This is a genomic window from Actinomadura keratinilytica (genome assembly GCF_039539665.1).
Classification (GTDB): domain Bacteria; phylum Actinomycetota; class Actinomycetes; order Streptosporangiales; family Streptosporangiaceae; genus Spirillospora; species Spirillospora keratinilytica.
The window spans coordinates 76,124-92,914 of record NZ_BAABDO010000004.1; the positions used below are offsets into that span (position 1 = coordinate 76,124).

A 16,791-nucleotide genomic window follows, 5' to 3' on the forward strand; every position below is an offset into this window, starting at 1 on the left:
CACCGGTACTAGGGAGACCCCGCACCCCGGCTCATGACTGATCCGACCAGGCCGAGCGCAGACCCGCAGGCCGACCCCGACCCGACCGCGACACCGGACACCGGGGGCGGCCCGCCCTCGCCCGGCTGGTCCGGCGCCGCGGACACCGACGCGCCGGGCGCCCCGTCCGGTCAGGCCGTGCCGCCGCCGGCCGGCCACACGCCCCCGTACGGCACGCCCCCCGCCGACGCGTCCCCCGACGGCGTCCTCTCCGCCGCGACGCCGACCGAGGCTACGGGACCGCTCCAAATGGCCCCGCCCGACCGCACGGTCGAACTGCCCCCGGAGGCGGCTCGCGGCGCCCACGGCGCCGGTGACCCGCAGGCCTCCCCCCAGACGACGACGCAACTGCCCCCCGGCATCGTCCCCGCAGGCGCCGAGCAGACGCCCCCGGGCGGCGAACACGGAGGGCTCCCCCATGCGGGCGCGACGCCACCAGGCGGCGCGGCGGCATTCGGCCGCACCGGGGACGAGTCGCCCTCCGGAGCCCACCACGCGATCCCCGAACAGCGCCCCGCCGCCGAACAGGGTGGATTCGCCCACGCGGGCGCCACGCCACGCAGCGGCAGTACGGCGGCGTTCGGCGGCACCGCAGACGGCGACTCCTCCGGAGCCCACCCCACGCTCGCCGAACAGCCCTCCGGCGGCCGAAGCGGAGGGTTCGCGCACGCAGGCGCGACGCCACGGAGCAGCGGCGCGGCGGCATTCGGCCGCACCGGGGACGAGTCGCCCTCCGGAACCCACCACGCGATCCCCGAACAGCGCCCCGCCGCCGAACAGGGTGGATTCGCCCACGCGGGCGCCGCGTCACGAGGCGGCGGCGCGGCCGCACGGGACGCCGCGCCCTCGGGTGTGTCCACGGGCGGGTACCCGGTGGTGTCCACCGGCGGCCACCCGGTGGTGACCGGGGACCCGTCGGGCGCCGCGGGCAAGGGCAAGGCGGTGCCGGCGCCGCGCCGCAAGGAGCGCGACCCGTTCTTCGACAACGCCAAGTTCCTGGCGATCCTGCTGGTGGTCATCGGGCACTCGATCGCCGGCCTGATGGACGTGCCGCTGGCGAAGGCGCTGTACTTCCTGATCTACATGTTCCACATGCCGTTGTTCATTGTGATCACCGGCTACTTCTCGCGGAACTGGTCGGCGTCCCCCGGCAAGGCGCGCAAGCTCATCACCAACGTCGGCGTCCCGTACGTGGTCTTCGAGACGGCCTACTCCACCTACGACTGGCTGGTCGGGCGCAACGACCTGGAGATCAGCCTGCTCAACCCGTACTACCTGACCTGGTTCCTGTGCGCGCTGTTCATGTGGCGGCTGTCCACCCCGGTGTGGCAGCAGATCCGCTGGCCGCTGGCGGTGGCGGTGGGCTTCTCCCTCATGTCGTACATGAGCCCCATGGGCGGCACGTTCGACATCCACCGGGTGATCGGGCTGCTGCCGTTCTACGTGCTCGGCCTGATGCTGCGGCCCGAGCACTTCGAGATCGTCAAGCGGCCGATGTCGCGGGTGCTGGGCGCGGCCATCCTGGCGGGCGGGTTCGGCGTCGCCTACCTGGCCATGGACCACATGTCCCGCAAGTGGCTCTACTGGAAGGACCCGCACGTCAAGCTGGGGGTGGACAACGTCACCGGCACCGTCATGCGGCTGGCCATGTTCGCCTGCGCGGTGACGCTGGTGTTCGCCTTCCTGTCGCTGGTGCCGCGGCGCCGGACCTGGTTCACCGGCCTCGGCGCCTACACCCTGTACACCTACCTGCTGCACGGGTTCTACACGCGGCTGCTCAGCTTCCTCGGCTGGTGGGACCTGGACTGGATGAACACCACCCCCGGCGTGCTGGTGGTCATCGCGGTCGCGCTGGTCGTCGGCACGGTGCTGTGCACCAAGCCGGTCGTGCGGTGCATGAGCTGGGCCCTGGAGCCCAAGATGACGTGGGCGTTCACGCGGTTCCGCCGCCTGGGCGCGCCCCCCGCCAAGGGCAAGGGCAGGGCGCCGCGGCCGCCGCAGGGGCCGCACGGCCCGCCGAGCCCCGCGGGTTTCGCGTCCGCGGATGCGAAACCCGCTGAGCCGGTCGTTCGTTAGCCCGGTTGGCTACGCTGCCTGAAGTCCCCCGTGGGCCGCCCCTCCGGCCCGGGTCATCCCCTCAGCGTCCGCCGTCGGGCGCACCTTCGTCGGGAAAGCCGAGAGAACCTTGTCACCACTGCTGAGCGTCGTCGTTCCCTTCTACAACGTAGAGATGTACCTGCGGCCCTGCCTGGAATCGATCGCGGGGCAGACCCTGCGCGACCTTGAGGTCATCATGGTCGACGACGGGTCCACCGACGGCAGTGCGACGATCGCCAAGGAGTTCGCCGAGCGCGACGCCCGGTTCCGGCTCGTCCAGCAGGAGAACCAGGGGCTGGGTCCGGCGCGCAACGCGGGCGTGCCGCACGCCACCGGCAAGTACCTCGCCTTCGCCGACAGCGACGACATCATCCCCCGCTACGCCTACGACCTGATGGTGTCGTCGCTGGAGGAGACCGGGTCGGACATCGCGGCCGGCGCGGTGCGGCGGTTCGGGGTGGACGGACTGATGCACTCGGGCGTCCACATGAAGATCTTCCCGGTCGAGCGCAAGCGCACCCACGTGCGCGAGTTCCCCGAGCTGCTGCGCGACCGCACGGCCTGGAACAAGGTGTTCCGCCGCTCGTTCTGGGACCGGCACGACTTCACGTTCCCGGCCGGCCTGTACGAGGACGCGCCGGTGACGATCCCCGCGCACGTGCTGGCCAAGCGGGTCGACGTGCTGCACGAGGTCGTCTACCACTGGCGGGTGCGCGAGACCGGCGCCCGGTCCATCACGCAGCGGCGCACCGAGCCGGGCAACCTGGGCGACCGGATCCGCTCGGTGCGGTCGGCGTCGCAGTTCCTGGCCGAGCACGCGCCGGATTTGAAGGACCGCTACGACGCCTCGACGCTGCGCGACGACATCCGCATCTACGTCAACATCGTCGACCAGGGCGACGACCAGTACCGCGAGACGTTCTTCGACATCGTCAACGAGTTCCTGGACACCGTCGACCCGAAGCTGTTCGACGAGCTGCCCGCCATCGACCGGCTGAAGTTCCACGCGGTGCGGCAGCGGATGATGCCCGAGCTGGTGGAGATCGTGTCGTTCTCCAAGCGGCACCCCGAGCGCACCAGCGCGATCCGCCGCGAGGGCAAGTCCGGCTGGTACGGCAACTACCCGTTCCTGGGCGACCCGCGCTTCCCCGACCGGCTGTACGAGCTGTCGGAGGACGAGCTGGAGCTCAAGACCGGCATCGACGAGGTGCTGTGGCGCGACGGGCGGCTGCGCATCGAGGGCCACGCCTACATCGACCGGCTGAACGTGGCGTCCGCCGACGACTCGGTGATCGAGGTCGAGCTGCGCCGCCGGATGCTGCGGCTGTTCCCGAAGGTGATCCGCCCCAAGGTGGAGCGGGTGCGGCGCCCGGACGTGACGGCGGGCAGCGGGCAGGCCACCGCCGACCTGGACTGGTCGGGGTTCGCCTTCGAGCTGGACCCGGCCAAGCTGGGCTCGGGGGAGGGCAACTGGCACGTGTTCGTCACCGTCACCACGCACGGGGAGAAGCGGCGCGGCCGGCTCGCCAAGCCCAAGGGCGCCGGCCTGTGGCCCCCGGCGCACGAGGTGGCGCCGGGCCGCCAGGTCAAGCCCAAGTACACCCAGGCGCGCGAGCTGCTCATCGGCGTGCAGCCGATCCGCGCGCAGGTCACCGACGTGCGCGGCGGCGACGGCACGGTCAAGCTGACCGGGTGGGTGCGGCGCGAGGACGCGGTGTACGTGACCGACGGGCACCTGCTGGCGTCGTTCCGGCAGGGCAAGACCACGGTGAAGTTCCCGGTGCGGCACACCGGGTCGGGCGCCGGGGGGCGGGTGGAGTTCACCGCGTCCATCGAGCTGGCCGAGCTGGCCGAGCAGACCGGCTCGGCCGAGGCGGCGGTGACCGGCGACAGCATCGACTGGGACGTGTCGCTGAAGACCAAGGGCCGCGGCAAGCTGCGGCTGGGCGTGGAGGCCGACCTGCTGGGCCTGCGCGAGACGGTGGCGGGCCGCGAATACGACGTCATCAGCACCAAGTACGGCAACCTGACGCTGGTGGAGCGCTCGCCGCGGCTGGTGGTGACGGGCGTGCGCTGGCTGGAGGGCGCCACGATCGAGCTGACCGGCTCGTGCGCCGACCCGCGGACCCGGCCGGACCGGCTGGTCATGCGGCGGCGCCGCTCCACCAACACCCACGAGGTGCCGCTGACGTGGGACGGGTCCGACTTCACCGCGCTGCTGGACGCCCGGTGGGAGTCGTTCGACGGGGCGCTGCCGCTGCCGAGCGGCCGGTGGGACCTGTACGCGCCCGGCCCGAACGGGGACGTGGCCGTCGGCATCGACCGGCAGACCCGCGCGGCGCTGCCCGAGCCCCGGTTCGTCGGCGTCCACGAGCTGGCGCTGCGGGTCAACCGGGACCTGCTGCACCTGTGGGTGCGCACGGCGCTGTCGGACGACGAGCGCGGCCCCTACGCCCAGCGCACGCTGCAGCGGCGGCACTTCTCGTCGGCCAACACCGCGCCGCTGCGCGACCTGGTGGTTTTCGAGAGCTATTCGGGCCGCCGGCACGCCTGCAACCCGCGGGCGGTCTACGAGGAGCTCAAGCGCCGCGACCTGGGCCTGGAGCTGGTGTGGTGCACCTCCGACGGGCAGTTCCGGGTGCCGGACGGCGGCCGGACGGTGCTGCGCGGCAGCCGCGAGTACTACGAGCTGACGTCGGCGGCGCGGTTCATCGTCAACAACGGCCCGCAGATGCAGGGCTTCGAGAAGCGCCCCGGCCAGGTGTACCTGCAGACCTGGCACGGCACGCCGTTCAAGCACGTCGGCTACGACCTGCTGCAGGGCGGCCGGATCGCGGGCGGCATCGCCGCGCTCGGCCAGTTCGTGGAGGACGTGCCGTTCTGGGACCACCTGCTGTCGGCCGGGCCGCACGTCACGCAGATCCTGCGCGGGGCGTTCCGCTACGACGGCGACGTGCTGGAGACCGGGTACCCGCGCAACGACCTGCTGTTCGCCGAGGACCGGCACGAGCGGGCGCTGCGGGTGCGCGAGCGGCTCGGGGTGCCGGCCGGGCGCCGCGTGGTGCTGTACGCGCCGACGTGGCGGGAGGACGTGTGGCAGACCTCCGGCCGCCAGGCCGAGCTGGTGCTGGACACCGGGCGGCTCGCCGCCGCCCTGGGCGACGACCATGTGGTGCTGGTCCGCCAGCACCACATGGTGGCCGACCGCACGGTCGGCATCGGGGACCAGGTGGTGGACGTCACGCACTACCCGAACGTCACCGAGCTGTTCCTGATCGCGGACGTGCTGGTCACCGACTACTCGTCGGCGATGTTCGACTTCACCGCGACCGGGCGGCCGATCCTGTTCTACACGCCCGACCTGGACTTCTACCGGGACGAGCTGCGCGGGGTGTACTTCGACCTGGCCGCGGAGGCCCCGGGACCGCTGCTGACCGAGCTGGACGAGGTGGTGGACACGGTGCGCCGCATCGACTCGGTGGGCATCGAGCACGCCGCCGCCTACCGGGCCTTCCGCGACAAGTACTGCCCGATGGACGACGGGCAGGCCGCCGCCCGGGTGGTCGACCGGCTGCTGGCGCGCTGACCGAGCGGGGTCCCCTCGGGTCGTCCGGGCCTGTCCGGACGACCCGAGGGGACTCGCCGCTCGGCGTTCCGCGCGGGCGCCCCCCGGCCGTCGTGATCACCATAAGATGACGAACTGCGCGTTCACCCGGCGGACACCCCCTGTCGGAGCGGTAGCATCGTGCCCTCTCGGCCGACGGGAGCGCGCCCGGCTCCCGCGGCCGACGGCGCTCGGAGCCGCCAGGACGAACCACCAGGACCGCCGCCCGCGGGTCCTCGTGGGTTCGCGCCCAGCGACGGCGGGAAGCCTCCAGCCACAAAGTTGAAAGGACAGCTCTCCATGGCGAACTTCACGCTCGCGGACGTTCGAGAACGGACGTACAAGGCGCGTGACGCATGGTGGACCGTGCTGCTGGTCGATCCGCTGGCATCCCGTCTGGTGCGCTTCACCGCCAACCGCACGAACATCACGCCCAACCAGCTGACCGTGGGCGCGCTGATCCTGGGGCTGGGCGCGGGGGCCTGCTTCGCGGTGGCCGAGTGGCCGTACCTGGTGGCGGGCGCGCTGCTGTACCACCTGTCGTTCACGCTCGACTGCATGGACGGCAAGATCGCCCGGTTGAAGGGCACCGGGTCGGTGTTCGGCGCCTGGCTGGACTACATCTTCGACCGGGTGCGGGTGCTGGCCTGCTCGATCGCGCTGATGGGCGGGCAGTACGCGGCCACCGGCAACGTCGCGTACGTGTGGACCGGGCTGGCCGTGGTGTTCCTGGACATGCTGCGCTACATGGACGCCTTGGAGATCTACAAGGTGCGCGGGCAGATGCGCAGCAAGCTGCGGCAGCTGCAGGAGGAGGCGCAGAGCCTGGAGGAGGCCGTGCGGCGCGCCGACGGCGCGGCCGAGGCCGGCGGGATGGGCGACGAGCTGCGGTCGGCGGCGGGCGCGCTGCGTCCCGACCCGGAGGCCGACCTGGAGGAGCGGGTGGTCGGCGACGACCCCAACAAGCAGGCCAACCTGCTCATGCAGCAGGAGTTCAACCGGCGCTTCCCCTGGTACGCCCGGATCCGCAACGCGCTGCTGCGCGGCCGGATCCGCCCGCACCTGATCAGCGGCATCGAGTTCCAGATGGGCGTGTTCATCGTGGCCCCGCTGGTCGCGGCCGCGGTGCCGGGGGCGGTCATCCCGGTGACCGTGCTGGCCGCCGCCGGGATGCTGGCCTTCGAGCTGGTGATCATCTACAAGTTCTGGCTGTCCAGCCGCGACTACAGCCGCGCGGTGGCCAAGCTGGAGGGCAGGATCGCCGAGTACCGGGCCCGGTTTCCCGAGCAGGTGACGGTCGCCGACCGGGTCTGAGACCGCCGGGCGCGCCGCTCGCCGGTGCGCACCGCAACCGCCCGTCCGCGTCGCCGCGGGCGGGCTTTTTCCTGTGCGGTGAGTGATCAGGACGGGTCCGGTCCGTTGCGTGCGCGGCGCGCGTTCATTCGCCGTTCACGGTCGCGGCGGCGCGGATCGAAGCGCATCGAAATCGTCCTCGGTTTCCTCTTGACGGTGATCGGTCGGTGAGCGTAGTCAAGTGGCCTGAGCGTTGATCGTGGCGGAGCGACGGGAGTGGGGCCGGATGTTCACCAGAAACTGCATTTCCGATATGCGCGGCGGTCGGCACCGGCGGCCCCGCGAGGCCCGCGACACCTCGCCGCGTTACGGCGCCTGGGCCGGAATGGCGCTGCTGGCCACGACGGCGGGCGGCGCCTTTTACGGGATCGCCGAGGCGCTGGGCGCCGGGAGCGGTCCGCTGCCCGTCCCGCAGTCGCAGGCGATCCAGGCGTACCCGTCGCGGACGCCGTCCAGGACACCGAGCGCCGTCGTCCCGCCGAGCACGCCCACGCCGCCGCCGGGTGCGGCCGCCGAGCGGACGCTGCGCCCGGAGCCGACGCCCGAGCGGGTGCAGACGGCACCGGCGAAGTCCACCGTTCCCACCGAGCGAGACGGCGGGCAGGAGGCGTCCGAGCCGACGAAGCCGCCGTCGCCGCCGTCGAAGCGGCCCATCGCCCTGCCGGAGCCGCCCGAGTCCGACCCGCCCGCGAAGATGCGGCGGCGCGCCGTCCCGCCGCAGTGGCTGAGGTACCCGCTGACACCGATGCCCGGATACCCCTACCCCTCCTCCCCGTGGACGGCGTGGCGGTCCCCGCAGGACCGGCAGCAGTCGCAGTGGGAGCAGTGGCCGTACCAGGGGTGGTGGTCCGGATATTCCGCCAGGGATTCCTCCGGATTCGACCGCGACGGCGGCCGCCGCCGATAGGAATCACGCCGTCTAGCAGGGGAATCGCGGCATATGTCGGAAGAGCGCCAATAGCGGCATTAAGTATGGCGGCGCCGGGCGCCCCCGAGGGCGCGCCCGGCGTCCCGGCGGGCAATTGCGGCGGTATCCGGCGGGCACACGGCCGGGCGGCTGCCCGCCTTTTTCATAAACGCCGCCGTTCGCGAAAAGGGGCCTGGCGGCGCGCCATTCACGGTCGGTGCCGCACCGAAACCGCCGCACGGCCATGCCGAAACCGCCGCACGGCGACATGCCCACAGCGCCGCACGGCGACATGCCCACAGCGCCGCATGGCGTCGAACCGTCCCGCCCCGCGCCGCGTACTGCTGGGCGTGCCTGGATATTCGGCCCGCACGCACGGAAGGACGGCCCGATGAGGCCGGGCCTGCGGCTCACCGAGCGCTACCGGCTGATGGAGCGCCTGGACGACGGGGACGCCATGGAGGTATGGCGGGCCTGGGACGAGGTGCTGAGCCGGTCCGTTGCCGTCAAGCTGCCCGACCCGTCCCGGGCGGCCGGCGACCGCGGCCGGGCGTTCCACGAACTGGCCGGCCGCGCCGCGGGCGTGCGGCACGCCGGCTTCGCCGCCATCTACGACTGCGACCAGACCCGGGACGCCGCCGGACGCGTCACCCCCTACCTGGTCACCGAGTACCTGGAGGGCGAGACGCTGGCCGCGCGCATCGACCGGGCGCCGCTGCCCACCGCCGAGGCCCTGGAGATCTGCGCCCGGGTCGCCACCGCGCTGGCGGTCGCGCACCGCGACGGCGTGCCGCACGGCGATCTGACGCCGCGCCGGATCTTCCTCACCCCCGGCGGCGTCAAGATCGTGGACGTGGGCATCGGGGCGGTGCTGCGCGCCTCGGCGGACCGCAGGGCGGACCGCGGGGCGGGCCATGGGCCGCAGGCGCCCGCCCGGACCGACGGCCCCGCGCCCGCCACGCCGTCCGACCTTCTGGCGGCCGACCGGGCCGATGACGTCCTGGCGTTCGGGGCGCTGCTCACCGCCTGCCTGAACGCGGGCGCGACGGCCGCGCGCGTGCCCGACGAGGTGACCGTCCTGGCCTACGAGTGCCGCGCGTCCGACCCGCTGCAGCGGCCGTCCATGAGCCGCGTCGCCGACGTGCTCGCCCGCATGGCGGCGCCGTCCGCGACCGCCCGCAGCGAGACGAACCTGGCGAGCCTGTACGCCGGCGACGCCTCCGCCCCGTCGGAGCCGGAGCAGGGCCCCGGCCCGCCGCAGGACGACAGGCGGACCGAACACCTGCCCGCCCCTCCCCCGGCCGAGGACGCGCCCCCCGGCCGGCGGCCCGCCCTCATCGCGGCCGCCGTCGCCGCCGCCGCGGTGATCACAGCGGCGGTGCTCGTCGCGGTGAACCGCCCGCCGCCCGCGTCCCGGGAGGCCGCCGCCCCGCAGCAGCCCCCGGCCGCCACCGCGCCCTCCGCCGCGCCCACCGAGCCGACCGCTCCGGTCCCCGAACCCACCGAGACCGCCTCGTCCGGGCCCACCGCCGCCGGCCGGGGCGTGGACACCAGCACCCTCGGCGTCCTCGGACGGCTGCAACCGCTCGTGGACAGCGGCCGGGCCAGCGGCCGGATCCGGGACGACGTGGCCCTCGACCTGACCAACCTGATCAGCAACCTGCGCACCGAGGTCACCGCGGGCCGGGCCGTCGATGTGGGCGCCCGGGTCGCCGAACTGCGCCGCAAGATCGACACACGGCTCCGGGAGCGCGCGCTGACCGCGGACGCGGCGGCCGAGCTGACCGGGGTCCTGGACCAGCATGGCGGGTGAGCCGGAGCCCAGGGGCGACGGCGGGCGCGCCGCCCCGGCCGACGAGATCGCCGAGCTTTTCGGCGACCGCGCGGGACGGCCGCCCGCCGCCGGCCGTCCCGCCGTGCCCCGCCCGCACGGCCGCCGCGGCCTGCGGGTCCTCTGGCCGGTCGCGGCCAGCCTGGCCTCGACCGCCACCGCGGCGACGATCCTGTACGCCGGGATCGACGTGACGCCCCTCGACGACCGGCCCACCCTTGCCCCGCCGCGCGTCCCGGCGCCCGCAAGCCCGAGCGGCTCCTCCGCGCCGTCCGCGACCGAGACCGGCCCGGCCACCACGCCCGCCCCGGACCCGCCGTCCACCGGCAGGGCGCCGCCGCCCGGCGATCCGCCGGCCCGCCGCACCGTCGAGCGCGACGACGCGCTCGCGGACCTGCGCAGGTCCGTCGAGAGCGGCGTGCGCGCCTGCGAGATCCGCTCCGACGTGGGCCTCGACCTGACCAACATCATCGACACCGCGATCCGGGAGGCCCGCCGGGGCGAGCGCGACCTTGTGGACGTCCGCATCGACCAGCTCCGCACCAAGGTGGTCACCCGAGCCCGCGAGGGCGGCATCGCCGAGGAGCGCGCCCAGCGGCTGCACCGCCTGCTCGACAGGGCCGACGAGCAGTTCTAGACGGCGCGCCGACCGCATTCTCTTTCGGGCGGCGACACGGTAATCGGGTGGAGAACCGGGTCCTCCCAAGGGAGGAGAATCGGCCCCATCGGGGGATGCCGATAATTCCGAAGAACGGAGGTGGTACACCTTCCGGCGCCCACTTTCCCGATCTGCCGGCGGACGGTCCGCATGGGACAGGCGCCCCCTGCCGAAAGCAGGAGACGCCCGTGTTGCGTCGGGTCAAGCCCTACCGGCCGTACCCGTAGCCGCCGTAACCGCCGAACCCCCGGCCGTAGCCGAAGTTGCGACCATAGCCGAACTTCCCGAAGTTGCGGCCGTAACCGAAGCCTCGGCCGTAGCCGAACCTGCCGAAGCCCCGCCCGTAGCCGAAGCCGCGGCCGAAGCCGAACTTGCGGTGGTGGCGGAAGAAGCGGTGGTGGCGGAAGCCGCGGTGGCCCCAGCCCCAGCCCCAGTCCTTGCGCACGTGGCGGCCGATGCGCTTGCACCCCTTCTTGCCGGTGCACCGTATGGGGCGCACCGCGGTGGTCGAGGTCGCCTGGCCGCTGACGGCGGTGGCGCCGCCGGCGGCGGTGGACGCCTGGGCTGCGGGTGTGAACGCGGCCATGCCGCTCAGCGCGAGCCCGGAGACGCCCAGGGCGACCCCCGTGCGAATGTCGATTCGCATGTCTCCCCCCATCTGGGTTTTCGACCTTGACGAGCAGGGACATTTCCCGATTTCTCGCCAAATAAGAGGATGCCCGGGGCTCCTTGTGCGAATACCTCCAGATCAGCAAAGAGAAGAAAGATCACCGCGAATATGATCGCCGTCGGCGCGACCGGCGTCCCCCCATATCCAAAGCGCAGGGAGTGTCCGAGTAGACACTTTCAGTGATCCATGGAAAGTGGCCGGGCCGCCGAAAGGCGTTCACCGGCCGACTTTTTCGCGGCGCTGCGCCGGTTCGGCGGCGCCGGGCAGTTCGCCGGGCTCGGGCGACGACGCCTCGGCGGCGGCCGGGGGCGCGGCGGCCGGGCGGGGCCGGCGGGCGAAGGCCAGGCCCGCGGCGAGCGCGGCGAACGGAATGGCGGGCAGGACGTAGCGGTAGTCGAAGTCGGCGGTGGCGGCCGGGACGACCAGCAGCGCCAGCGCGATCGACCACGGCAGCAGCACCTCGCCGCCGAGCCGCCGCACCCGCACCAGCACGCCCAGCAGCCCCACCGCCATCAGGACCCCCAGGTACGGGCCGCGCACGAACGCCCAGTCCTGGTAGTCGCGCATCCATTCGCCGTAGGGCTCCACGACGCGCGCCTGGGCCGTCTTGCCGCCGTACGGGTAGGCGCGCAGGGCGTGGTCGTCCCGCAGCGCCGCGCCGACCGGGAACTCGTACTCCTCGACGGTGCTCTTGCGCGGGTAGGGCTTGCGCTCCCACTCGAAGGAGCGGAACGTGTCGCGCACGACCACGCGGGCGTAGTCGCCGGGCTGCTTGGTGATCGCGGCCATGGCGAACTCCCCGGCCAGTTCGTTCGCCTTGGGGTTGTACATCCAGCCGGGGATCTTCTTGAAGCCCGAGTCGTCGCCCCACAGGGCCTGGAAGGCCGGGGCGGTGCCGGGCACGGGCGTCAGGTGGTCGCGGCACAGGACGGCGACCTCGGGGTCGGGCTTGATGATGTCGCAGCGCGCGAAGTCGGCGGTGCGGCCGTACAGCCAGATGCGGTCGGTGGTGGTGATGGCGTACTTGCCGTGCGCGGCGTTGAACCACGACATGTAGAGCGCGACGGGGATCACGGCCGCCGCCACCGTCGCGGCCATGGCCCGCCAGCCCGAGCGCATCACCAGCATGCACACCAGCAGCACGATCAGCATGGGCACGCCCACCGACCGCACCATCGCCGCGGCGGAGATCAGCAGGCCCGCCAGGGCCCCGGCCCACCAGCTCATCCGGCGGGGCTTCCACAGCGCCACGGTGATGCCGGCGGCGAGCAGGAAGGTGAACAGCCCGTCCGACACGAGCATGTGCTCGAGCTGGATCTGGTACGCGTCGTACAGCACCGGCACCGACAGCAGGGACGCGACCAGGCCCGGCAGCCATACGCCGCGGCGCGGCCAGGCGGCGCGGATCGCCCGCCACACCAGCGCGTACACCATGACGCCGGTGAGCACGCCCAGCGCGTGCTGCGCCGCCAGCACCGCCGTGAAGCTGTGGAACGGCTTGAGCAGCCACAGGAACACCGAGTAGCCGCCGGGCCGCAGCGGGGACGGCTCGAAGTGCAGCGCGCCTTCCAGATAGGTGTTGGAGTCGCCGAACCACAGCACCGACGGGAAGCCCCGCACCGCGATCCAGCGGATCACGACCGCTCCGGCCAGCACGACCGCGAACAGGCCGTGCCCGAGCAGGCACCTGCCCAGGCCGCGCAGCAGCCGACGCGCCGGGCCACGCGTCGATCGGCTTGAGCCCTGCACGTTGGTGGCCTCGTCGCTCACTCCAGCTCCGCGCTTTCCGTCCATGCGGCCATTCCCGGCCCCATCCATGCGACCGCACCCGGCCCCGCTCATGCGGCCGCGCCCGCCCCCGCATGCGGCCGTATCGGCCAGGTGCCGAAACCCCCTGCACCGCCCCCGCGAAGCATAGCCCGCCGACACACGACGGAGATCATTTACGCGATTCCACCTAGGATCGAAGTGTCCACCTTTGTGCGGGGACGGGGGTCTTCATGGCGAAGCGCGTCCTGCCTGCGGGTGCGATCGGACGTGCCGTCGCACATCGCCGCGGGGCCGACGCGCTCGCGGTGGCGCTCCCCGTGGTGCTGTCGTTCGCGGTCGGCCTGTGGGCGCTGGCCCGGCCCGCGCTGTGGCGGGACGAAGCCGTCACGATCGGGGTGGCGCGGCGTCCGCCGTGGGACGCACTGCGGCTGCTGGCCGACATCGACGCCGTGCACGGCCTGTACTACCTGCTCATGCATCCGGTGGTGGCGGTGTTCGGCGCCGGGGAGACGGCCGTGCGGCTGCCGTCGGTGCTGGGCGCCGCGGCCGCGTCGGGGCTCACCGCATGGCTCGGGATGCGGCTGGCGGACGCGCGGACGGGCCTGGTCGCCGGGCTGCTGGTCGCGGTGTCGCCGGCGATGTCGCGGTACGCCCAGGAGGCCCGCCAGTACACGTGGGTGACGGCGCTGGCGGTGGCGGCGACACTGCTGCTGGTCCGCGCCCTGGACCGGCGGGACGACGGCGATGGCGGCGCACGGCGGGCCTGGGCCGCCTACGGCGCGATGGTCGCGCTGATGGGGTGGCTGCATCTGTTCTCGCTGCTGCTGGTGCTGCCGCACGCGGTGGCGGCGCGGCGCGACCTGCGGCGCTGGGCGGTGGCGGCGGGCTGCGCGCTGGCGGCGGCGCTGCCCTTGGCGCTGCTGTCGGTCACGCAGCGGGCGCAGGTCAACTGGATCACCAGGCCCGGCCGCGACGACCTGTGGTACCTGCTCGACACGCTGTCGGGCGGTCGCCGGCTGATCCTGCCGACCCTCGCGCTGGTGGCCGTCGCACTGTGGCGCCCGATCGTGCGTCGCATCGGCGACGCGGCGGACGACACGCGCTGGGGGCTGCTGGCGTGGCTGGTGCTGCCGCCGGTCGCGCTGCTGGCGGTCTCGTTCGTCATACCGACGTACCTGTTCCGCTACGTGCTGTTCTGCTTCCCGGCGCTGGCGCTGCTGGTCGCGCTGGGCCTGCGGCGGCTGCCGGCGTGGGCCGCGGCGGCCGCGGCGGCGGCGCTCGCCGTGGCGATGCTCCCCGCGCACCGGCAGATCCGCGCGCCCGACGCCCGCGCCGACGACCTGCGGACGCTCAGCACGGTCATCCGGACCGGCAAGCAGCCGGGCGACGCGCTGCTGTTCCACCAGAACTACTACCGGCGCGCCATGAGCGCCTACGCCGACGCCTACGCGGGGCTGCGCGACATCGCCCTGGCGCGGACGGGCACGCAGTCGGGCACCATCGACGGCGAGGAGGTCCCCGCGGCCGAGCTGGCACGGCGCCTGGCCGGCGTCCGGCGGCTGTGGTACGTCCACCGCAACGCCAGGGCCCCCGACGCCCCCGACCGCGCCAAGGAGCGGATGGTCCGCCGGTCCGGCGTCTTCCGCCTGGTGAAGCGCTGGCGGTTCAAGGGCGGCACCGTGTCCCTGTACGAGAACGTGCGGCCCGGCACCGTGCCCGGGGGCGCCGGCGCAGCCGGGGACGGCGCGCGGCGCACCGCCGCCGTCCCCGGGGCGCTCAGCCCCGCAGGCGGCGGGCGAAGCGCCGCGCGGCCAGCGCGGCCCGCGCCGGCGTGATCTTCACCGACAGCCCGCCGCGTTCGGTGCGGTACGGCGCGGCCTGCCGCAGCCTGCCCGCCGGGCCGGGCCGCGGCAGCGCGGGCGGGGCCGGCGGGCGCACCCGGACCGTGACGCCGTCGACGGTGAAGCTCACCCAGGGCGTCCAGCGGCCCGGGTCGCAGCCGCGCAGGTCGAACTCGGCGGTCAGGTTGAGGGCCTCGGGGACGCACGACGCCCACACCTTCGCCGGCACCACCGTGCCGTCCTGGCGGCGCAGCAGCTCGGCGGACGCCTCCACCGGGTGGCCGGACGGCAGCGCGCTCGGCACGTGACCGGTGACCCGCAGCACCCCGTCCGCCGCCCAGTCGGCGCTCTCCAGCGTCATCGCGGTGCCGGGGTGCGCGGCGGTCACCCGCAGCTCCAGGCCCGGCCCGCGGCGGGCGGGCACGACCGCGCGGCCGCCGCGCACCAGCCGCCGCTCCGGCGGTTGCAGGTCGTCGTCCGGGCCGAGCCTGCGGACCACGGTCAGCTCCTGCACCCGCATCTCGACGTGCAGGTCCCAGGCGCCGTCGCCCGGCGCGTCGCCCGCGGCCAGGTCGATGTCGGCGCGGAACCGGTCGCCCCCCAGCGCGCGGACGGGCAGGCGGCGCTCGTCGGCCGGCTCGCCCCGCCGCCTGAGCAGCAGCGTCGTCTCCGGCCGCTCGGTGACGCCCGACAGCGCGGCGCGGCCGGCGACGCGCAGGCCGGACGGCGTCCAGGACACCTCGGTCAGCCGGTTCTCGGTGCCGATCCGGTCGGTGATGTCGTACAGGTGGTCGGGCAGCGCCGTGGCCGCGTCGCGGAAGCGGGGGTAGACCTGGAACGCCTTGTCCTTGTCCACGACGGTGGGCGGCGGGCCGTCGGGGTCGGTCGCCACGATCTCGGCGAGCACGTCGTCCAGCCGGTACCGCAGGCAGTGCATCACCAGCCGGGACCGGGGCCACAGCCCGTGCTCGACGCCGGGCGTGTACCAGGCGTCGACGAGCCGGCGGGCGCCGACGCGGGTGAGCGCCTGCTCCTCCTCCGGCAGCTCGCGGTAGCGGGGGCCGAACCGGCTGGCGATCTCGTGCCGGAAGTGCCGCAGCATCAGCCGGTCGCGCAGCGGGCCCGGCTCGACCCGCCCCGCCAGGTGGCTCATCACCTCGGAGATGGCCGGGAAGTACTGCTCGGCGGGCGCGCCGCCCTGCTGGAGGGTGCTGGTGCCGTCCTCCCGGTCGACCCAGTAGTAGCAGTCGTAGCCCGCCACGACCGAGATGCCGTCGGCGCCGAAGTACGCCTGGGCGGTGAAGAGCATGTCCTCGTGCGAGAACAGGTTCTCCACGAACCGCAGGCCGAGCCGTTCCAGCAGCGACCGGCGGAACAGCTTCAGCGGCGACAGGGTGTTGTAGAGCAGCGGCGTCTCGGCGACGGTGGTGCGCGGCAGGTCGCGGGGGAACACCGGCGCCTGCCGGCCCACGCCCACGTACTGGCCGACCACCACGTCGGTGCCGTTGGCGTCGGCCATCGCGACCATGCGCTCCAGCGCCTCGGGGGCCAGGTGGTCGTCGGCGTCCAGGAAGAACACGTACTCGCCGGACGCCCGGTCGATGCCGGCGTTGCGCGGCGCGCCGGGGCCGCCGGAGTTCGGCTGGTGCAGCACCGTCAGTTCGGACCGCGCCGCCGCCATCCGGTCCAGTTCCTCGCCGCTGCCGTCGGTCGAGCCGTCGTCGACGGCGATGATCTCGATGGCGCCCGCACCGGCCGACCGTCCCAGTGACTGCTCGTACACCGACTCCAGCGCCCGCCGCAGCGTCGTCCGGCAGTTGTAGACCGGAATGACGACGGTCACTTTCGGCCTTTGTTCCACGCCCACCCCGCGCGTCCGCAAATCGGTCACCTGCAGAACTTCACCAGGCTATCCGTCGCCATGCCGTGACGCGCCGCGTTTGCCGGTGTCGTCGGCCGGTGTCGTCGGCCGGTGCCGCCCGCGTCCGCGCCGCAGGCCCGGGGCGGCTCGCCCGGCCGCC

General features: G+C 73.7%; 10 protein-coding genes. 7 read left to right on the forward strand and 3 right to left on the reverse strand.

Going from position 1 to position 16,791, the window contains the following annotated elements; genetic code table 11:
- Nucleotides 1–33: 33 nt before the first annotated feature.
- From ABD879_RS02475 to ABD879_RS02500, 6 genes are all read left to right on the forward strand, one after another.
- Nucleotides 34–2,115 (forward strand): acyltransferase family protein, encoded by a 2,082-nt coding sequence (locus tag ABD879_RS02475; protein ID WP_345016964.1) that lies wholly within the window; start codon nt 34–36, stop codon nt 2,113–2,115.
- 109 nt (nt 2,116–2,224) lie between these two features.
- On the forward strand, nt 2,225–5,722 hold the full coding sequence (locus ABD879_RS02480; RefSeq protein ID WP_345016966.1) for a CDP-glycerol glycerophosphotransferase family protein: 3,498 nt from the start codon (nt 2,225–2,227) through the stop codon (nt 5,720–5,722).
- A gap of 318 nt (nt 5,723–6,040) precedes the next feature.
- Nucleotides 6,041–7,054 carry a CDP-alcohol phosphatidyltransferase family protein gene (locus tag ABD879_RS02485; protein WP_345016968.1) on the forward strand — a complete coding sequence of 338 codons (1,014 nt, stop codon included), beginning with the start codon at nt 6,041–6,043 and terminating at the stop codon, nt 7,052–7,054.
- 292 nt (nt 7,055–7,346) lie between these two features.
- Nucleotides 7,347–8,000 carry a hypothetical protein gene (locus tag ABD879_RS02490; RefSeq protein ID WP_345016970.1) on the forward strand — a complete coding sequence of 218 codons (654 nt, stop codon included), beginning with the start codon at nt 7,347–7,349 and terminating at the stop codon, nt 7,998–8,000.
- Between the two features lie 391 nt (nt 8,001–8,391).
- Complete coding sequence (locus ABD879_RS02495; RefSeq protein WP_345016972.1) at nt 8,392–9,813, forward strand: protein kinase domain-containing protein; 1,422 nt, start codon at nt 8,392–8,394, stop codon at nt 9,811–9,813.
- Complete coding sequence (locus ABD879_RS02500) at nt 9,803–10,468, forward strand: hypothetical protein (protein ID WP_345016974.1); 666 nt, start codon at nt 9,803–9,805, stop codon at nt 10,466–10,468. Before ABD879_RS02495 ends, ABD879_RS02500 begins: the two co-directional genes overlap by 11 nt.
- A 229-nt stretch (nt 10,469–10,697) precedes the next feature.
- On the opposite strand, the gene ABD879_RS02505 is transcribed toward ABD879_RS02500, so the two are convergent.
- Complete coding sequence (locus ABD879_RS02505; RefSeq protein WP_345016976.1) at nt 10,698–11,135, reverse strand: hypothetical protein; 438 nt, start codon at nt 11,133–11,135, stop codon at nt 10,698–10,700.
- Between the two features lie 240 nt (nt 11,136–11,375).
- A complete protein-coding gene (locus ABD879_RS02510) occupies nt 11,376–12,929 on the reverse strand; it encodes a hypothetical protein (protein WP_345016978.1) in 1,554 nt (517 codons plus the stop codon).
- A gap of 230 nt (nt 12,930–13,159) precedes the next feature.
- Between ABD879_RS02510 and ABD879_RS02515 the strand changes: the two genes are divergently transcribed.
- Nucleotides 13,160–14,764: a glycosyltransferase family 39 protein gene (locus ABD879_RS02515; RefSeq protein ID WP_345016980.1), complete on the forward strand. Its 1,605-nt coding sequence runs from the start codon at nt 13,160–13,162 to the stop codon at nt 14,762–14,764.
- Here the strand turns inward: ABD879_RS02515 and ABD879_RS02520 are convergent.
- A complete protein-coding gene (locus ABD879_RS02520; protein ID WP_345016982.1) occupies nt 14,706–16,613 on the reverse strand; it encodes a glycosyltransferase family 2 protein in 1,908 nt (635 codons plus the stop codon). The genes ABD879_RS02515 and ABD879_RS02520 overlap by 59 nt on opposite strands.
- Nucleotides 16,614–16,791: the final 178 nt, after the last annotated feature.

Coding starts and splice junctions, on each gene's coding strand:
- ABD879_RS02475 (WP_345016964.1), top strand. CDS start 34: ATGACTGATCCGACCAGGCCGAGCGCAGACCCGCAGGCCGACCCCGAC.
- ABD879_RS02485 (WP_345016968.1), top strand. CDS start 6,041: ATGGCGAACTTCACGCTCGCGGACGTTCGAGAACGGACGTACAAGGCG.
- ABD879_RS02490 (WP_345016970.1), top strand. CDS start 7,347: ATGCGCGGCGGTCGGCACCGGCGGCCCCGCGAGGCCCGCGACACCTCG.
- ABD879_RS02495 (WP_345016972.1), top strand. CDS start 8,392: ATGAGGCCGGGCCTGCGGCTCACCGAGCGCTACCGGCTGATGGAGCGC.
- ABD879_RS02500 (WP_345016974.1), top strand. CDS start 9,803: ATGGCGGGTGAGCCGGAGCCCAGGGGCGACGGCGGGCGCGCCGCCCCG.
- ABD879_RS02505 (WP_345016976.1), bottom strand. CDS start 11,135: ATGCGAATCGACATTCGCACGGGGGTCGCCCTGGGCGTCTCCGGGCTC.
- ABD879_RS02515 (WP_345016980.1), top strand. CDS start 13,160: ATGGCGAAGCGCGTCCTGCCTGCGGGTGCGATCGGACGTGCCGTCGCA.